The organism is Prevotella sp. HMSC077E09 (assembly GCF_001814685.1).
In the GTDB taxonomy this organism is placed as follows: Bacteria; Bacteroidota; Bacteroidia; order Bacteroidales; family Bacteroidaceae; genus Prevotella; species Prevotella oris.
This window is the reverse complement of the sequence record NZ_KV817550.1, coordinates 32,074-51,236: the sequence shown is the minus strand read 5'-3', so window position 1 is coordinate 51,236 and position 19,163 is coordinate 32,074. Positions and strand designations below refer to the sequence as shown.

The 19,163-nt window shown below is 44.3% G+C and carries 10 protein-coding genes; 9 read left to right on the top strand and 1 reads right to left on the bottom strand.

Annotation, left to right across the window (positions count from 1 at the left end):
* Positions 1-511: 511 nt before the first annotated feature.
* Positions 512-4,975, bottom strand: coding sequence for a translocation/assembly module TamB domain-containing protein (locus tag HMPREF2983_RS06025; protein WP_070667373.1), 4,464 nt, complete (start codon positions 4,973-4,975; stop codon positions 512-514).
* A gap of 139 nt (positions 4,976-5,114) precedes the next feature.
* Here HMPREF2983_RS06025 and HMPREF2983_RS06020 point away from each other — a divergent pair, with 139 nt between their 5' ends.
* From HMPREF2983_RS06020 to HMPREF2983_RS05980, 9 genes are all read left to right on the top strand, one after another.
* A complete protein-coding gene (locus HMPREF2983_RS06020) occupies positions 5,115-6,464 on the top strand; it encodes a Na(+)-translocating NADH-quinone reductase subunit A (RefSeq protein ID WP_070667372.1) in 1,350 nt (449 codons plus the stop codon).
* A gap of 21 nt (positions 6,465-6,485) precedes the next feature.
* Positions 6,486-7,646: an NADH:ubiquinone reductase (Na(+)-transporting) subunit B gene (locus HMPREF2983_RS06015; protein ID WP_004374975.1), complete on the top strand. Its 1,161-nt coding sequence runs from the start codon at positions 6,486-6,488 to the stop codon at positions 7,644-7,646.
* A gap of 14 nt (positions 7,647-7,660) precedes the next feature.
* Complete coding sequence (gene nqrC, locus HMPREF2983_RS06010; RefSeq protein WP_070667371.1) at positions 7,661-8,362, top strand: NADH:ubiquinone reductase (Na(+)-transporting) subunit C; 702 nt, start codon at positions 7,661-7,663, stop codon at positions 8,360-8,362.
* Between the two features lie 21 nt (positions 8,363-8,383).
* Positions 8,384-9,007 carry an NADH:ubiquinone reductase (Na(+)-transporting) subunit D gene (locus tag HMPREF2983_RS06005; protein WP_070667370.1) on the top strand — a complete coding sequence of 208 codons (624 nt, stop codon included), beginning with the start codon at positions 8,384-8,386 and terminating at the stop codon, positions 9,005-9,007.
* A gap of 16 nt (positions 9,008-9,023) precedes the next feature.
* The gene (nqrE, locus tag HMPREF2983_RS06000) at positions 9,024-9,650 is read left to right on the top strand and encodes an NADH:ubiquinone reductase (Na(+)-transporting) subunit E (protein WP_018920419.1); all 627 of its coding nucleotides are present in this window, start codon (positions 9,024-9,026) and stop codon (positions 9,648-9,650) included.
* 8 nt (positions 9,651-9,658) lie between these two features.
* Positions 9,659-10,927: an NADH:ubiquinone reductase (Na(+)-transporting) subunit F gene (nqrF, locus tag HMPREF2983_RS05995; RefSeq protein ID WP_004374979.1), complete on the top strand. Its 1,269-nt coding sequence runs from the start codon at positions 9,659-9,661 to the stop codon at positions 10,925-10,927.
* A gap of 723 nt (positions 10,928-11,650) precedes the next feature.
* Positions 11,651-17,017 (top strand): alpha-2-macroglobulin family protein, encoded by a 5,367-nt coding sequence (locus tag HMPREF2983_RS05990; RefSeq protein WP_070667388.1) that lies wholly within the window; start codon positions 11,651-11,653, stop codon positions 17,015-17,017.
* Complete coding sequence (locus HMPREF2983_RS05985) at positions 17,007-18,068, top strand: DUF1573 domain-containing protein (protein ID WP_070667369.1); 1,062 nt, start codon at positions 17,007-17,009, stop codon at positions 18,066-18,068. Before HMPREF2983_RS05990 ends, HMPREF2983_RS05985 begins: the two co-directional genes overlap by 11 nt.
* Positions 18,069-18,971: a 4-hydroxy-3-methylbut-2-enyl diphosphate reductase gene (locus tag HMPREF2983_RS05980; protein WP_070667368.1), complete on the top strand. Its 903-nt coding sequence runs from the start codon at positions 18,069-18,071 to the stop codon at positions 18,969-18,971.
* Positions 18,972-19,163 lie beyond the last annotated feature (192 nt).

Sequence of the window (19,163 nt, the reverse complement as noted above, 5' to 3'; positions counted from 1 at the left end):
AAATAGAGAAATAATTGGCATAATGAGCATGAAGTAAGAAATGAAAAATGCAAGCGGCGGAATGGAAAAGGCTGAACTTTGATGTGTTTATGGGCAAAACGCGATGCATTTTAAGGCAAAATGGTACGTGTTTTGATATAGAATGGATTGCATTTAGAGGCATAATGCATCGTAAAATGACTTAAAACAGAGGTTTTGTTGGCACTGTATTTCTTTTGTTTCTTATAACTTGTTGATTATTAGAGGCTTGCTGTCTTTTAATTTTGGGAGCGTTTTCGGGTTGAGAGAAAGTTTAGTGGAGAATTTTTAAGCGTTTTGTAAAGAAATATAGGAATATATTTTGGGAAATTATATTGCATGTCTCATGCTGTTCAATCGTATAAATCTATGCCTACATTCTTTAATCTTTTAGGATTTACCGTCATGCGGTTAGGCGTGCTGCTTTGCATTTTTGGTTCCTTAACCAAAGAAGATAGGGGAGAAGGGGTGTGATAGTGACGAAGTTTCGCTGTTATTTTACATTATTTACTATAATCTTCTTCTTTTCCCTTCTGAATAAATCTCTGAAACTATTGAAGTCTTTTTTCAGAATTAGTCCTATTCCTTGAGTGTTCAAGCTGTTGTGCGTGAAGTAGCGGTCATTGGTTTGATTGTACATCCGTATAGCGAAATTGCCATTCGGAAAGAGGAGATAGCGCAGGTCGAAATCACCGATGAAGCTCGTTGTTGCATTCGTGTTGTCGCGATATCCAAACTGTCCGTTGAACAGAAGGCGGTTGTTGAGCAGGCGTCCACTTAGTATACCCTCGTATTCTGCATTGTTCCAACCTTCGTCACCGGTAGAGATGTTGGCTCCGAAGTTCCAGTTTGAGTTGTTAACTACATTGCTTAATACGTTATTAATCTGCTGGCTCACGGTGCCACTGAGCAGGCTCTGCATGGCTAAACTCGTCTGACTCTGTCCTGTCTCTGCCGTTGAATTGTTATTTCCCTGCGTATAGAAACGTCCGATGGCCAACAGATAAAGCACCTGTTGGTTCATTTCCTCTTCACTGTTGATGAGGCTGAACACCATTTGTTTGGCATCGTTGTTGACCGTTGGCAAGTCTAATCCGAAATCAATCTTGGGCGAGGCCGGCGTCCCGGTGATGTTCATCAGGCAGTTCACACGGATGTTATTGTTGGAGAAACTGCGTCCAATGTGTAAGTCACCCAGGCTGACTCCCTGTACCGTATATTGTGCCTTGAGGTTCAGTGCTGCAGCATAGGGGTCGCCACCAAAACTGATGCTGCCACCAGGAACAAACTGGAAGTCTTTCTTTATCGCATTCTGAATAGTCAGTTTATAGACACCATGATCAATGAGATAGTTGCCATAGAGGTCGAAGTTGCCTTTATTATAATAGGTGGCACGCAGTCCTCCGCTGCCATTCAGGGCAATATAGTCACCGGTTGTGGGATCCATGAGCAGCTTGAGCGTCATCTCCGGCGTGACATTGACTAAGAAGTTGATGTGCATGTCGGTGGGGATTTCTACATGGTGCACTTCTGTTTTCTTTTCTTTGGGGTGGAGGGCACGTAGTATCAAGCTGTCGCGGTTATTCCAATGAATGAACTCCTGCTTTGAGATTGCTGTCGGGCTGGATACGTTGTAGACTATCTGACTGCCATGGTTGGGCGTGGCATTGACATCAATAGTGACTTCACCACTCTTGCCACGAATGTCACATTTTCCCGTGACATAGGCCGTGCCGTAAAAGGTGTTGTTGTTGAAAGAGTGGGTATCATAGGCGAGGAGGTTATGTGCTGCGACATGAATATCGTAGTTTAGCTTAGTGAGATGCTGGTGATAGAGCGTACCGTTGACAATTCCCAAATGGGCATCCCGATCATAAACCGTGTCGTTGACGAGGCGGATTTCATTGGGAACGGCATGGATATGAGCGTCTTTCAACCTGTAGGTTGTGTTGAGGGGGCTTAGATGAAGATTGCCGTTAGCTGTGACATCACCGGTAAGATTGATGCTGCTGAGTGGGCCTGCCACCTGTATGTTACCGTTGGCATAGGCATCCACGTTATCAATGAAACTGCTGCAGAAGCTTTTGAGAAACTCTATACGTGTGCCTTTGGCTGCAATGTTCAGTTCAATATTGTCTTTTCGTGGTGACACATAGCCTAAGATTACGGTTTCTATAGGTGTGACCGTGTTGGTAACATGATTGGAAACCGTGTCTTTAGCCGTTGCGTCAATATCTATCTGGCCTTCCTTGTCGTTCCACTTTGCATCAGCATATAAGGTTCCCATGCGCCCATCCTCAAAGCGGAAATCGTTAACCTTCAGTTTGGCGGAAGCCGATGGTTTGCCGAAAGCCGAAGCAACATAAGCCTTTCCTGTAGCTTTTCCACTGAATTCCACGGCATGGAAATTCACGAGATTGAGGATATAGGCAATGTCAACATTCCTGAGTTCTGCAATGATAGAGTCTTTCGGATTAGGCGTTGCACGACCGTCAATGATGATATGTTCGTTGCCGTGGGTAACGGCAAAGTGGTCTATCGTCAGGTCTTTTGCGTGATAGATAATGTCGCTGGGCTGTATGGTCCATGTGGTTCCATTAACAAAGACCTTGGATGAATGCACATTGATATGGGCTGCATCCTTACCTTGTATCTTGAAGAAATCGGTCTCTGTGTGTAGGGAACCGTGAATGTCCTGACCTTTGAGGTTCTTCCAAGTGAGCACGGAATTCAGTTTGTTGTCAGCAGCTTTGGCCTGAATGTTCCAATATATTCCTTTTCCATCTTCAGAGAGTTTTCGGGCATGGATGTTGGCTTTCAACGTGTCTGAGGGTGCATCTATCTTGATATAGCCCTGTTCAAAATGATTACCTGCATAGCTGAATGAAGGCAGTTGAGCAGTCAGGTTCATCTGTCGTTGGCGGTCGTTGACTTTGGCAGACAGCTGAATTGGTCTCTCAAAATTAATGTCTGCGCCGAAAAGTTTCTGTAGCCAATCGCTCTTCTTGATATTGGCATTCAACACGAAGTCGTTGCTGTCGGTGTGTTTCATGCGTGGCAGGCCGGGAAGAGTAGGCAGTTTGCTGGCCAGAATATTTGTGATACTGTTAGGTAAAGTTGCATAGTTGTAATGGCCGACAAGCTGCATTTGTGCAAAATCACTCTGTAAGGTGACAATGTGTTGGTCGTTTTCTTGGCCAGCCTGCAACTTCAGTTCGTTCAGTCGGTAGCTGTTGTTGGGCGCCTGCATCTCAAAGTTATTCATGGTGATAGTGCCGTTGGCCGTGTTCAGATTGCGTCCGCTGATGTTGGCATTGAACTCCATGGAGAAAGTTGTTGCAGGAAAATTGTCGGTCAGTTTCAGTGCATGTGGATTGAAATTCGCAATGTGGCCGGTGAGGTTCAACTTGAGATTTCGTCTGATATTACTGAAATCACCATTGATTTGCACTTTCCCATTGGGATCGTTGATATTGAGTTTACCCTTAAAGCTCTGTTGATGGTCGCGCTTTTGAATGATACCGTTGATGTCGATATTATGATAGGTGTAGTGATTATAGTCTACATGGTCAATCGTTCCTTGTGCATCAACCTTGAAGTTTTTCCCTTCTGCATTGCCTTTGGCATAGAGTTTGGCAGCTATGATGCCCAATTGTTGATTGTCAATAATCTTTCCTAAGTTTACACCAGCAGTTTCAATGCGTCCATTGAAGTTCTTTCCGTGCAGGCCAACTCTTAGGTTTGCATTGCCGGCATCAGTGTAGAGCATGCCTTTCATGGCGATGTCTTTACCATACCCCCCCAGGTTTCCTTTGAACTGGATGTTGCCCAAGCGTGTAACTTCAATGGGAATATTCAGGCGTTGCCCTAAATTGTCACTGATGAATTTGATGCCATCTCCTCGCATTCTTAAACTGTTGATATCTGCAGCCCAGCGTGTTTTTGCCTGCCAGTTGCTTACAGAACCATTGGCCGAAAGATAGATACTGTGACTATTTACTAATAGAGATGCGATGCGAGCTGTCGTGCCGGTGCCGTTGACAGACAAGGAAAGGTCGATTTTTTTCTTGAAGTTTTTGAGTTCAGGAAGCATGAAAGCCAAATCTGAAGGGCGGATGACAGAATGGTTGAGCGTTGCGGAGTACTGAATAGAAGGTAGCTGTAACTTGCCGTCCTCAAAAGAATAGCTTGCTTCTCCATCCTTGATGTTTACCTGTGTGCCAGGAAGTTGAATGGTGAAAAAATCCAACTTTGCCTGTTGTTTGTTGGCAATGAACTTGGTTGAGAGCGAAACAAGCTGTAGACCGCTTGCTTCTTTGAGTGATAGTTTTTTGATGACAAGGTTGATACTGTCGTTCGTAAGTGCGTTGAGAATAATATGTGCACTGATATCTGACACGTTCAGATGTCTTGTGTCTAATTTCCCTGCACAGCTCTTTGTGTCCTGTTGGTTGTATTTTAATCGACTGTTACGAATGATGAGTGCCCCCACATGCAAATCGAGTTTGCTTTGGGAACTCTTATCTTTTGATGCGAGAGAATCGAGCACAAACTGGTAGTTAGGCTTTGTTTCAGCTGTGTGGCGATAGGTATTTACCATGGCACCAAACAGCTGGGCAGATGATACAGAAATATGACCTTCAAGTAAAGGGAGTATTTCTATCTTGACAGAAGCACGCGAAGAGCTAAGCAGTTTCTGTCCATACTGGTCATAAACCACAATGTCATCAATAATCAAGCGATTGAGAAAACCGAGATCAACCTTCCCAATCTCAACTTTAGTGCCTAATTTCTCTGCTAAGACATGGCTTGCTTCTTGACCAATAACCCCTTTAACTGCTGGGATGTGCAGCAATATAATAAGTGCAAAATATAGCCCTGCCAAGGTCCATATTAAGGCATTGACAATATGTTTGAGTCTTTTCAGTTTGTCCTCTCTAACGCATTTACCTTGCAAAAATACATCAATTTTAATTCATGAGGGAATAAATTGCATTTTTTTCTTTCTTTTATGCTTATTTTTCTTTAATTTTGCATCCGTTGTTTTACACCTGTTCTTTCTTAAGGTAAAAGAAGTATTCATATATAAAATAGTTATGGCAAATGTAATTAAGTTACGTAAGGGCTTAGACATTAACCTGAAAGGTAGGGCCAATGGCGAAATTATAAAACCGATTAAAAGTGCTGAATATGCGCTTGTGCCGGATAGTTTCGGAGGCGTTACACCAAAGGTTGTTGTGCATGAAGGTGACTGTGTCAAGGCAGGGGACGCTCTGTTTGTGGACAAGAAATATCCTGAAGTGAAGTTCGCATCTCCCGTCAGCGGTACTGTGGAAGCAGTCGTGAGAGGTGAACGCCGCAAGGTTCTCTGTGTCAAAGTGAAGGCTGATGACACCCAGCAATATGTTGATTTTGGGACAAAGGATGTTGTTAAACTTGAGGGTGATGCTGTCAGAGCGGCGCTTTTAGAAGCTGGTTTGTTTGGTTATATTCAGCAGTTGCCTTATGCAGTGGCTACAACTCCCGACACAAAGCCGAAAGCAATCTTTGTTTCTGCATTTAGAGATATGCCTTTGGCTTCAGACTTTGAAATAGAACTAAGAGGTAATGAGAAAGATTTTCAGACGGGATTGACGGCTCTTTCAAAGATACAGAAGACTTACTTGGGGGTAAGTAAGCAGCAGACAGCATCCGCGCTTGTTGGTGCTAAGGATGTTGAAATCAATATTTTCGATGGCAAGTGCCCTGCTGGAAATGTTGGTGTACAGGTCAATCATGTGGCTCCTGTCAATAAGGGAGAGGTTGTTTGGACAGTAGATCCTGCAGCTGTAATCTTTTTTGGCCGCTTGTTTAATACGGGAAAAGTAGACCTTCGACGTGTTATTGCCGTTGCCGGTAGCGAAGTTAAGACTCCATCTTATGTTGAAACATTGGTGGGAACTCCACTTTCTGCAATGCTTGAAGGCCAATTGAATGCTACAGAACATGTGCGTATCATCAATGGAAACCCACTGACAGGTCACAAGTCTACGCTTGAAGATTACATTGGTGCTCATACCTCTGAGGTGACAGTAATCCCGGAAGGTGATGAAAGGCATGAACTTTTCGGTTGGATACTGCCACGTCTCAATCAATTCTCTGCTTCACGTAGTTATCTTTCTTGGCTCTTGGGTAAGAAAGAATACAACCTTGATGCACGCATAAAGGGTGGTGAACGTCACATGATTATGAGCGGAGAGTACGATAAAGTGCTTCCAATGGATATCTATGGAGAGTATCTTATCAAGGCCATCATTGCAGAAGACATCGACAAGATGGAGCAGTTGGGTATTTATGAAGTAAGCCCGGAAGACTTTGCTGTGGCTGAATTCGTTGACTCTTCCAAGTTGGAATTGCAAAAGATAGTACGCAATGGTCTTGATATGCTTCGTAAAGAGAATGCTTAATATTTAAGGATAAAAAGAATTATGAGTCTAAGAAAATATCTTGATAACATCAAACCTACATTTGAAAAGGGTGGTAAACTCCATGCTTTTCGAAGTGTGTTTGACGGATTGGAGACATTTCTGTATGTGCCTAATACCACATCAGTGAGTGGAACCAATATCCATGATGCGATTGATTCGAAGCGTATCATGAGCTTTGTTGTGATAGCTTTGCTTCCAGCTTTGCTCTTTGGAATGTATAATATAGGCTATCAGAACTTTGCTGCAGCAGGAAAATTGGCAGAAGCTTCTTTCTGGAACATGTTCATGTTTGGCTTTTTGGCCGTTCTCCCCAAGCTAATTGTCAGCTATGTTGTTGGTTTAGGCATTGAATTTGCATGGGCACAATGGAAAGGAGAAGAGATCCAAGAAGGCTATTTGGTTTCAGGTATCATCATTCCAATGATAGTTCCTGTCAGCTGTCCTTTGTGGATGTTGGCTTTGGCGTGTGCTTTTTCAGTGATTTTCGTTAAGGAAATCTTCGGTGGAACAGGTATGAATATCTTCAATGTGGCAGTTGCTGCCCGTATGTTCCTGTTCTTCTCTTATTCAAGTGCTATGACAGGTGACCGCGTATGGGTAGCTACTAACTCCATTTTTGGCCTGGGTAATACTCTTCCTGATGCCTTTACTGCAGCTACTCCGCTTGGCCAATTGGCAACAGGTAGTATGCCTGATGCATCATTGGCTGATATGATCATTGGCTTTATACCAGGTTCAATAGGCGAAACCAGCGTTATTGCTATTGCCATCGGAGCTGTTATTTTGTTATGGACAGGCATTGCCAGCTGGAAAACCATGGGCTCTGTATTTGCCGGTGGTATTGTGATGGCAGTGTTGTTCCATGCTTTGGGCATGACTCCTATACAATGGTATGAGCATATTGTGTTGGGAGGTTTCTGCTTTGGTGCCGTGTTCATGGCTACTGATCCTGTCACTTCTGCTCGTACAGAGACGGGAAAATACTACTATGGTTTCTTCATCGGTGCACTTGCTGTGATAGTCCGCGTAATGAATCCTGGTTTTCCCGAGGGCATGATGTTAGCGATTTTCTTCGGCAATATGATTGCTCCACTCATCGACTATTGCGTTGTTCAGCGCAACATCTCTCGTCGTGCAAAACGTGTAACGAATGAAAAATAAATAAGAGATTGATTATGAAGACAAATTCAAATTCATATACGATTATCTATTCTGCCGTTATCGTAGTCATTGTTGCTTTCCTTTTGGCTTTCGTGTTTCAGGCTTTGAAACCAATGCAGGATGCTAATGTGGCACTTGATAAGAAGAAGCAGATACTGAATTCACTCAACATTCGTGACCTTAGCAATGAAGAAGCCGATGCCAAATATAAGGAAGTGGTCATTGCCGATGAAGTGATTGATGAAAAAGGGAAGATTGTTGAGGCTGGAACGCAAGGCGGTGAAAAAGCCGGTTTCAAGCTTGAAAGCAAGGATTATAAGGCAGGTAAGTTGGCTTTGTATATCTGCAAAGTCAACGGTTCTCGCAAATATGTAATCCCTGTTTATGGTATGGGACTCTGGGGGCCTATCAGTGGGTATATCGCTTTAAATGAAGATAAGGCTACGGTCTACGGTGCCTATTTCAATCATGAAAGTGAGACTGCAGGCTTAGGTGCAGAAATCAAGGACAACGTTGCTTGGCAGGAAAAGTTCCAAGGCAAGAAAGTTTTTACGTCAGGTGACGATAAAACTATTGCACTTGGAGTTGAAAAGAATGTCACCGACCCTACAACACAGGTTGATGCCGTAACAGGTGCCACACTGACCAGTAATGGTGTGCGTGACATGTTGCATGAAGCTTTGGGCAAGTATCTGACATTCTTGAATGATAAATAATCCTTATAATAACAGCAGAAGATGAGTTTATTCAGTAAACAAAATAAAGAAGCATTTATCAATCCGCTGAACCTTGATAACCCAATCTTAGTTCAAGTGCTTGGTATCTGCAGTGCGTTGGCTGTCACTTCACAGCTGAAGCCAGCTATTGTCATGGGACTTGCCGTTACAATCATTACGGCTTTCTCTAATGTTATCATTGCTTCTATCCGCAAAACCATTCCAATGCGCATCCGTATCATTGTTCAATTGGTGGTCGTTGCTGCTTTGGTAACTATTGTCAGTCAGATATTGAAGGCTGTAGCTTATGATGTCAGCGTGCAGTTGTCGGTCTATGTCGGGCTGATTATCACCAACTGTATTCTCATGGGGCGTCTTGAGGCTTTTGCAATGATGAATAAACCTTGGCCAAGTTTCCTTGATGGAGTAGGCAATGGTTTAGGGTATGCGTTGATTTTAGTTATTGTCGGTGCTTTCCGCGAACTGTTGGGACGTGGCAGTCTGCTTGGTTTCCAATTGATACCGCAGTCAGTCTACGATACAGGTTATATGAATAATGGTATGATGACGATGCCGGCCATGGCCTTAATTCTTGTAGGTTGTGTCATTTGGGTACATCGTGCCTATTTTTATAAAGAGAAATAAATAAAGTAGAAATAAGATGGAACATATCATTTCATTGTTTTTCCGTTCGATATTTGTCGACAACATGATCTTTGCTTTCTTCCTCGGCATGTGTTCATTCCTTGCCGTAAGCAAGAATGTAAAGACTTCCTTCGGGCTTGGTATGGCTGTAACCTTTGTGCTGTTCGTAACGGTTCCGGTTGATTATCTGCTCCAAACGAAGGTGCTTGGGCCCAACTGTTTGATTGAAGGAGTCGACCTTTCCTATTTGAGTTTCATTCTCTTCATTGCTGTTATTGCCGGCATTACGCAGTTGGTAGAGATGACAGTTGAAAAGTATTCGCCGTCACTTTATTCAGCTTTAGGTATTTTCTTGCCTTTGATTGCCGTCAACTGTGCTATCATGGGAGCGTCTCTTTTCATGCAGCAGCGCATCAATCTTGATCCAAGCAACACGCAGTATATCGGCAATGTGGCTGATGCTGTCGTCTATGCTGTCGGTTCCGGACTCGGCTGGACATTAGCTATTGTGCTCATGGGTGCCATTCGTGAAAAGATGCAGTATAGTGATGTTCCAAAGCCACTGCAAGGGCTTGGCATCACGTTTATCACCGTTGGACTCATGGCAATGGCCATGATGGTGTTCAGCGGACTTAAAATATAATAAGGTATATGGAACAGTTCATTTTATCAAGCATAGGGGTATTCCTCATCATCATACTCCTTCTCGTCGTTATGCTGCTTGTAGCCAAGAAATATCTCAGCCCAAGCGGTAACGTAAAAATAGAAATCAATGGCGATAAAACGATAGAGGTGCCACAGGGCAGCAGCGTGATGGCGACCCTCAACGAGAATGGTATTTTCCTGCCTTCTGCCTGCGGTGGTAAGGCCAGCTGTGGGCAATGCAAGTTGCAGGTGCTTGAAGGTGGTGGTGAAATCCTTGACTCTGAAAAACCTCATTTCACGCGGAAACAAATTAAAGATCATTGGCGATTAGGCTGTCAGTGCAAGGTAAAAGGCGACTTGAAAGTCAAAGTTCCCGAGAGTGTCATGGGCGTAAAAGAGTGGGAGTGTACTGTCATTTCCAATCAGAATGTAAGTTCTTTCATCAAGGAATTCAAGGTGTCATTGCCTCCCGGAGAGCATATGGACTTCATTCCTGGCTCGTATGCACAGATTAAAATCCCTGCATATGACTGCATCGACTATGATAAAGACTTCGATAAGGCACTCATTGGCGAGGAATATATAGGTGCATGGAAGAAGTTTAATATCTTCTCTCTCAAAGCACATAACCCCGAACCTACCGTTCGCGCTTATTCCATGGCCAACTATCCTGCCGAGGGCGACATCATTACGCTTACCGTTCGTATTGCCACAACGCCTTTCCTTCCACGTCCGCAAATAGGTTTCCAAAACGTGCCTACAGGTATCGGATCCTCTTATATCTTCTCTCTCAAGCCTGGAGATAAGGTGATGATGAGTGGGCCTTATGGCGACTTCCACCCGAATTTCACTTCCGGTAAGGAGATGATTTGGATTGGTGGTGGAGCGGGTATGGCACCGTTGCGTGCACAAATCATGCACATGACAAAGACGTTGCATACAACCGACCGCGAAATGCACTTCTTCTATGGTGCACGAGCCTTGGGTGAGGCTTTCTTCCTTGAGGACTTCTGGGAGCTTGAAAAGGAATATCCAAATTTCCATTTCCACCTTTCGCTCGACCGTGCAGACCCGAAAGCCGATGCAGCGGGTGTGAAGTATTATACAGGTTTTGCAGTTAACTGTATCCGTGATACCTACTTGAAAGATCATGAGGCACCTGAAGATTGCGAATATTATCTCTGTGGTCCTCCAATGCTTATCAAGACAGTGACCGATTATCTGGATAGTCTTGGCGTTGATCAAGATGCAATCATGTATGATAATTTCGGTTAATCAGTCGGAAAGTTATATTAGGAAAAGGCATGCCGGAAGTCATTCGGCATGCCTTTTTCGGTTTTATGCGTTCAATCAAACTATTTGTATTCACCAATATCTCCTTTTCGTTCTGTCTTTTGGGAAAGCTCTTTCTCTCCGTTGTTTTATCAATAAAGATGTTCAGAAAATACTTCTTAAATTTCTTTACAATTGCCCTCGCTATACTCGCGTATTTGAAAAGAGACTTTTCCTCGCCCTAAATAAGGCTTGTTTTTCGATGAATTGCAATGTTTTGACAGTCAGACAGTTATGAGATTTGGGATAAATGGCAATACAACATCACGCTAAAAAGCATTGCAATTTGCATCAAATTACCTCGCAATTTGCCTCATTTCGTTGTGTATTCTGACTCAAGTTATTGTCTGATCTGCCTCAAATTACAGCTTATTATGAATGGAGTTGCATGCAAAAGAAATAAAAACGAGACAGTTGAAGTTCAGAAATGACTTTGCTCATGCGTTGAGAATGGTTTTTTATTTCTATTTGGTATGGCCAAAAGATGTTAAATTTCTGCTGATAATCTTTACAAAACGGAGGGATTTCTTTATTGCTTCCAAAGGGTAATCGTTGATAAAAAATGACGGGAAATCGGTATTACTGTAAAAAAAATCATTATCTTTGCAAAGCGTGTATGGATATTCTTGATAGGTCTTGCAGACAAAAAACATAAAAACAAATCGTATGAAAAAGGTGATGTTTTCTCTTGCCCTGCTGTTGATGATGCCTTTCGCTATCATGGCAGACAGCTATAATTCGTTGTGGAAACAATACGAACAGGTGCAGAAAAAGAACCAACCGCGTTCGGCTATCGGCATCCTCAATCAGATCAGTGCTAAGGCACGGGCAGACAAAGCCTATGGTCAGCTCATCAAGGCCGAGCTTGAACAAGTGGTCAACTGGCAAGACCTGTCAGGCGACTCCCTGCAACCACAGTTACAACGGTTGAGCCTTTCAGCCATGAAAGCCGAGAAAGACGACCGTGCTGCAGCAGCAATCTACTACAGTGTGCTGGGGAGAATCTATCAAAAGGAGTTCAGATATGTAGCCGACTCCATGGAGGTGAGCAAGAAGTTCATGCGCCGTTCCATGCAGAACCCTGCACTCTTGGCTGCTGTAAAGGCCGAGAACTATGCACCATTGATGATAGAAGGTATCGACAGTCATATTTTCTACAACGACCTTTTGCATGTCCTTGGCTTTGCTGCCGGTGACTATAAGACGCTTCTTCAATGGTATGAGGCTCACAACAACCGCAGTGCAGCCTGCTATTGTGCCTTTAAGTTAGTTGAGGAGCAGCACTGCAACGACAAATACGAACTGAAGAAATCAAAATATCTGCAATGTCTTGACTCGCTCATCACATGCTATCAGGATTTGCCTATTGCTGGTGAATTGGCTATTGCCCGTTATAATTTCATGGATCAGGCCAATGATGTGACGGCTGCTGAAAAGATGAACTATCTCAACTATGCACTCTCCAAATGGGGCACCTGGCCTCGTATGAACATACTTCGCAATGCACAGAGCCGCCTCACGCTTCCGAGTTTCATTGTTGATTGTGGCCCGACAGTACAGTTACCCAACAGGCAAATCAGAGTAAAGATACGTCAGCTGACAAATATTCAGAACCTCACGATGACTGTTACACGGTTGAATACGCAGGAATATCTGATGCTCAACCCAAACGAAAAGCAGGAATATGCCAAGCTTGAAAAGCTGTTGCTGCTGCCTACGGCTACTTCGGTGACCCATCGTTACGTGGGACTGCCGGCCTATAAGGTGAGCTGTGACTCTATGACGATTGCTCCATTGCAGAAAGGCGTCTATCTTGTTGAATTCACAACAGATAACAAAGACATTAAACCCGAGCGCACATTGCTCCACATTTCAGATATGTATGTGCTGCAAACCGGCCTTCCCGGAGGGATTACGAAACTCGTTGCCATGAGTGCCACCACAGGAAAGCCCATTGCAGATGCCAAAATCAATGTCTTTACGCGTAACTATAACGAGAACGAAATCAAATTACGGGCTACGCTTGATGTGGATAAACACGGAGAAACTGTCTATCAGCCGCATAGCAATGCATCCGTGGTTCGCTATCAGGCTTTCACTCCTGACGATAAATTCTGCCTGTGGCATGCTGATAATTCCTACTATTCAGCGGGTGAAGACTATGTTAAGGACGATGAAGATGATTTCATAGAGAATGATATCCAGCTTTTCACAGACCGCCGTCTCTACCGTCCCGGACAGCAAGTCCACGTGAGCTTGATTGACTTTAAGAAGAATAACCAGACGAAAAAGGCTTCAGTCAATGCATCCGACAGCATCACATTGAAACTCTATGATACTGAAGATAACGAGATAGCAACGAAGAAAGTGCTCACCGATGCCTATGGAACGGCCAATGCAACGTTTGACCTTCCTAAATCGGGAAAGACTGGTTCGTTTTCGATTGAAGCCAACGAAGATTACCAAACAGATTTTCATGTTGAGGAATACAAGCGTCCTACGTTTACCGTTGACTTCACTCCTTATGCAAAGGCCTATCAGAATGGTGACACAATCCATGTGGAGGGCACGGCCAAAAGCTATGCCGGGGTTCCTGTGCAGGGTGCCCAGGTGGTCTATACTGTGACCCGTCGGCCGAATTGGTATTGGTGGAGAGGTGACAATGAATATCAGAAGACACTCAAGACAGACACCATTAAGACAGACGAGGAAGGGCATTTTCATGTGCCGGTAGTGCTCACTATGCCCGAAGCCAAGAACAACATGTCGCGTTATTATATCGTTGAAGTGAGTGCAACGGTCACCGATGGTGCCGGCGAAAGCCATGAGGGGAGCCTCAATCTCCCGCTCAGTAACCGTTCGACTTATTTCTATTGTCGGTTGCCCGAACGCATAGAGCGCGACAGTATGCTGCATTTCACCTTTGATTATAAGAACCTTTCCGGTCAGAATATTGCCGCAAAGATAGACTATAAGGTAGACAATACGGTATATCAGGCCAATGCTAACGAGTCTGTTACGTTTGATCTTGGGAAGCTGAAGAGTGGTCGCCACACTTTGGAAGCTATCTGTGGCGAGGATACGCTGCACTGTTCGTTTACGGTATTCTCGTTGAAAGACAAGAAGCCTGCTGACGAAGCAGAGGATTGGTTCTATGCGAGCAGTGACCATTTCAGAGAAGATGGCAAGCCTGTCTATGTGCAGATAGGTTCGAGCAGGCATGATGTCATGGTGTACTATAGCATGCTTTCGGGCAGCAAGGTGCTTGAAAGTGGCACTTTTACGCTGAATGATGAACTGCGTACACGTGCCTTGAAATATAAGGAAGAATATCATGACGGCATCACATTGGCTTATGCTTGGGTGAAAGATGGTGTGCTCCATAGCCACGATATAACTGTTCGTCGTCCCGAACCGAAATTGGAACTTCACACGAAATGGATTACTTTCCGCGACAAACTCACGCCCGGACAACAGGAAACATGGACGCTTCAGATTACAGATAAAATGGGCAAGCCCGCTCGTGCACAACTCATGGCAACGATGTATGACATGAGCCTTGACGATATTTATGCACACAATTGGGACTTAGATGTACGTTTCAATTGGTATTTACCTTATATGCAATGGCGTGGAAACAGTTTTGCGGCGATGAGTCTCTATGGTGAAATGCCACTGAAACAACTCTATGTGCGTCCTTTCGACTTTACACATTATGTGCTCAACGGTTATATTCGTCCCGCGGTTTATGTGCGTGGATCACGTGCCGTGCAAAAGTCTTCCATGACAGGCAGCATGGTTCTTGCCAAGGAAGAAGTGGCTAATGCGCTTTGTGGAAGTCTAAGTGCAGTTCTTAACGAGGTTGTCACTACAGGATATAGTGTTCCGAAGAAACACAGGGAAACGCAACAATCTGTACAGAAGCAGACATCTCTGCGCAAGAATTTCAATGAAACGGCATTTTTCTTCCCTGCACTGCAGACCGATAATAAGGGGAATGTGAGTCTGAAGTTCACGCTTCCGGAGAGTGTAACAACATGGCGTCTGCTGGGATTGGCACACGATAAAGAAATGAATAATGCTGAGCTTGAAGCCACAGCTGTGGCAAAGAAGAGTGTAATGATTATGCCCAACATGCCTCGTTTCGTCAGAATGGGCGATCAGGCAATGCTTTCTAATCGTGTTGTTAACACCACCGGCAAAGCGCAAAGTGGACAAGTAGAGATGCTGATACTTGATCCAAAGACAGAAAAGCAACTTTTCTCTGAGGCAAAGAAACTGACGTTGGCCCCCAATGCCACGGCATCAGTCGCCTTTACTTTTGAGCCTTTGCAGCTTCGTACCATGGGCTGCGATCTTGATGCTGTGGTTTGTCGCATGGTGGTTAATGGTCAGTCTTTCAGTGATGGCGAGCAACATCTGTTGCCCATTCTTTCTGATAAGGAGCACGTGGTAACCACTTTGGCATTCAGTCAGAATGAACCGGGCACGAAGACCATTGATGTTGATAAGCTATTCCCTGTCAAGGAAGAGAAGAATAAACTGAAAATAAGTTATACGAACAATCCTGCATGGATGATGATAGAGGCTCTTCCAACAGTTGCCCATGCATCGACAAAGGATGCCATCAGCCTTGCAGCCAAGTATTATGCCAACAGTTTGTCGGCTCACTTGATGCAGTTGGCAGGGCAACAAGACTCTGTAGCCGTGATGAACAGCTATAAGGAAGAGGCTCTTTTCGCACTGCGTCAGTTGCAGCTTGCCGATGGTTCGTTTTCTTGGTGGCCAGGAATGCGAGGTTCGTTGTATATCACCGTGGGCGTAGCTGAAACGCTGCAACGTCTCAATATGATGATAGGAGAGCAGCTGGCGACAAAGAAATTGTTAGACAACAGTATGAAGTTCATGGCAGGAGAAATAAGGAAACATGTTGTTGAACTCAAGAAAATGGAGACCAAAGGCTATAGAAACCTGCTGCCGTCTGAGACCGACATGCAATATCTTTATATATGTGCTCTGCGAAAAGAGAACCTCAATAATGCCGACAACAGATATCTCTTAGGGCTTGTTGAGAAGCATCATACGCTGTTCAGCATCTATGGAAAGGCTATGATGAGTGTCATTCTGAGTCGTAGTGGAAATATGAAATTAGCCAAGGAACACCTTGAGAGCCTTAAACAATACACCGTCTACTCTGACGAAATGGGGCGTTATTTCGACACACAGCGTGCACATTATTCATGGTTTGACTATCGCATACCGACAGAGGTGGCTGTCATAGAGGCACTGAAAACCGTTACTCCCGATGACAAACAAACTATCAGCGAGATGCAACGCTGGTTGTTGCAGAGCAAACGCACACAAAGTTGGGACACTCCGATTAACTGTGTGAATGCTATTTATGCCTTCATGCAAGGTGAAACAAAGGAAAGTCTCACGAACTATGGTGCCAATACGGTGCTGAAACTCAATGGCGAAAAACTTAACACAACAGAGGCTACAGCCGGACGTGCCCTTGTGGAGGCAGAAAAGAGTGGTAAGAAGTTTGGTGTGTTGACTGCGGAGAAGACTTCGACTAACATCAGTTGGGGAGCCGTTTATGCTGAATATGAACAGAATATCAAGGACATTGACAGTCAGTCTACACAACTTAGCGTAGTCCGTCAGCTTGTTGATGCCAATGGAAAGGTTGTCAATGCTCGTAAATTCAAAGTGGGTGACAAGGTTAAAGTGCGTATCACGCTTAAAGCCGACCGCGATTATGACTTTGTTGAAGTCACAGATAAACGCCCTGCTTGCCTTGAACCCGTCAATCAAGTCAGTGGTTATAGCTGGGAATATTACTACGCTCCCGGCGACCGCACGACGAGTTACTACTTCGATTGCCTTTCAAAAGGAACTCATACGATTGAAACAGAATATTATATCGACCGCGAAGGCTCATATATGAGTGGCACTTGCACTGCACGCTGCACATATAGTCCTGAGTTTGGCGGACGTGACAAAGCGATTAAATTGAATAATGAAAAATAAGATTTTAATAGGCTGCATGCTGTTCAGTGCAACGCTTTCTGCACATGCCCAGCGTATCAATGCCAACCAGAAAGTTATTAATGTGGGGCAAGTGCTCTTCAAACAGCCTGTCAAGGCAGAGTTCAAACTGAAGAATAAAGGCTTTAAGACCTTGCGAATTCAAGATGTAAAGACAAGTTGTGGGTGTACGACGGCTTCTTTTCCGGAGACTGTTGGGGTAGGTAAGGACTTCACGGTGAGTGCTGTTTATGATGCTCAGACACTCGGACATTTCCATAAGCAGGTAGCCATATACAGTAATGTGGGCAAAGAACCGCTTGTGCTGACGATGCAAGGTGTAGTGGTCAGCGAGATTAAGGATTTCATGGGGACGTATGATTTTACGCTCGGTGACCTGAAAGTAGATGTAAACGATATTGAGTTTGACGATGTGAACCGTGGTGACCGACCGTTGAAGAAGATACATATCTTCAACAATTCCAATCAAGTGGCACAGCCTGTATTCATGCATTTGCCGAGTTATCTGACCGCAGAGATGTCGCCTTCGCGTATTGCTCCGCATCATTCGGGGACGGCTGTGCTTCATCTTGACTCACGAAATCTACGTGATTTCGGACTGACTCAAACCAATATCTACCTTGGTTTTGCACCTGGGGATAAGGTTTCTGAACAGAAACAACTTCAGGTTTCAACCATTTTGCTTCCTGCTTTCCGGCGTATGACAGAACAAGAGCTGGCACTTGCCCCCAAGCTGAGACTCTCGGCAGACAGTCTCGATTTGGGAAGTTTCGATGGGCGAAAGCGAATTAAAGGAGAGATAGAACTTACTAACACGGGGCGCTCACCTTTGGAAGTGCGCAATTTGCAGATGTTCTCCAATGGTTTGGAAATTTCGTTGAACAAGACGAAGATAGAACCAGGCGGGCAGGCTAAACTCAAGGTGACGGCCATTGCCGACCAAATTAAGGAGCCCAAGCGTACTCTTCGAATACTCATGATTACCAATGATCCCGATAGGGGCAAGGTGGTTATTAAAATTAATGTAAGGTAAATGCTACAGATAGAAATTGACAATGGCAGTGGTTTCTGTTTTGGCGTGACCACAGCCATCAAGAAAGCCGAGGAAGAATTGGCCAAAGGGGGTACGCTCTACTGTCTTGGAGACATTGTACACAACAGCATGGAGGTGGAAAGACTCCACGAAAACGGACTCGTCACCATTAATCATGACCAATTGCGCGAGCTTCATGACGTGAAAGTGTTGCTGCGTGCACATGGTGAACCGCCTGAAACTTACGAACTGGCGCGTAGGAATAACATTGAAATTATCGATGCTACATGCCCTGTGGTGTTACAGCTTCAGAAACGTATCAAGAAGCAATACGAAGAAGGGACTGATATTCCAGAATATAAAGAAGATGCAGACAGGCAGATTGTGATCTTCGGAAAGAATGGTCATGCCGAGGTTCTTGGCCTTGTCGGGCAGACACATAGTAGAGCCATTGTGATAGAAAAGTTTGATGATGTGAAGAAACTCGATTTCAATCGCAGCATCTATCTCTACTCACAGACGACGAAGAGCCTTGACGAATTTCATCATATCATTGACTATATACAGTCGCATATCTCGCCCGAAGCCGAGTTCAAGAGCTTTGATACCATCTGCCGGCAGGTGGCTAATCGTATGCCTAATATTGCGAATTTCGCCAGTAAGCACGATGTTGTGGTGTTTGTGGCAGGAAGGAAAAGTTCAAATGGCAAAGTGCTTTTTAAGGAATGCCAGAGTGTCAATGCCAACAGTCATCAGGTAGAAAGTGCTGATGAAATTGATATGCAATGGTTCAATGGCGCAAAGACCGTCGGTATCTGCGGTGCAACGAGCACACCTAAATGGCTCATGGAAGAATGCAGGGATTATATCAGAAGGTGGAATGGCGAAGAGTCGAATTCATAAGTCATGCCTCTATTTTGTGTATTTGCATTGGTTAGATGAGTTCTTCTTTTTAGAATTCTATGAGGTATTGCTTGAAAATACTTATAGAAAGTATCTTTAGAGAGGTTTGTTAAGTCTCTTTAATAATAGAGTTGGCCCATCAATATTGTAGAGGTAGGTGGAGCCAACTCTTATGAAGTAATAGGTAGAACG

Coding starts and splice junctions, on each gene's coding strand:
- HMPREF2983_RS06020 (WP_070667372.1), top strand. CDS start 5,115: ATGGCAAATGTAATTAAGTTACGTAAGGGCTTAGACATTAACCTGAAA.
- HMPREF2983_RS06015 (WP_004374975.1), top strand. CDS start 6,486: ATGAGTCTAAGAAAATATCTTGATAACATCAAACCTACATTTGAAAAG.
- nqrC (WP_070667371.1), top strand. CDS start 7,661: ATGAAGACAAATTCAAATTCATATACGATTATCTATTCTGCCGTTATC.
- HMPREF2983_RS06005 (WP_070667370.1), top strand. CDS start 8,384: ATGAGTTTATTCAGTAAACAAAATAAAGAAGCATTTATCAATCCGCTG.
- nqrE (WP_018920419.1), top strand. CDS start 9,024: ATGGAACATATCATTTCATTGTTTTTCCGTTCGATATTTGTCGACAAC.
- nqrF (WP_004374979.1), top strand. CDS start 9,659: ATGGAACAGTTCATTTTATCAAGCATAGGGGTATTCCTCATCATCATA.
- HMPREF2983_RS05990 (WP_070667388.1), top strand. CDS start 11,651: ATGAAAAAGGTGATGTTTTCTCTTGCCCTGCTGTTGATGATGCCTTTC.
- HMPREF2983_RS05985 (WP_070667369.1), top strand. CDS start 17,007: ATGAAAAATAAGATTTTAATAGGCTGCATGCTGTTCAGTGCAACGCTT.
- HMPREF2983_RS05980 (WP_070667368.1), top strand. CDS start 18,069: ATGCTACAGATAGAAATTGACAATGGCAGTGGTTTCTGTTTTGGCGTG.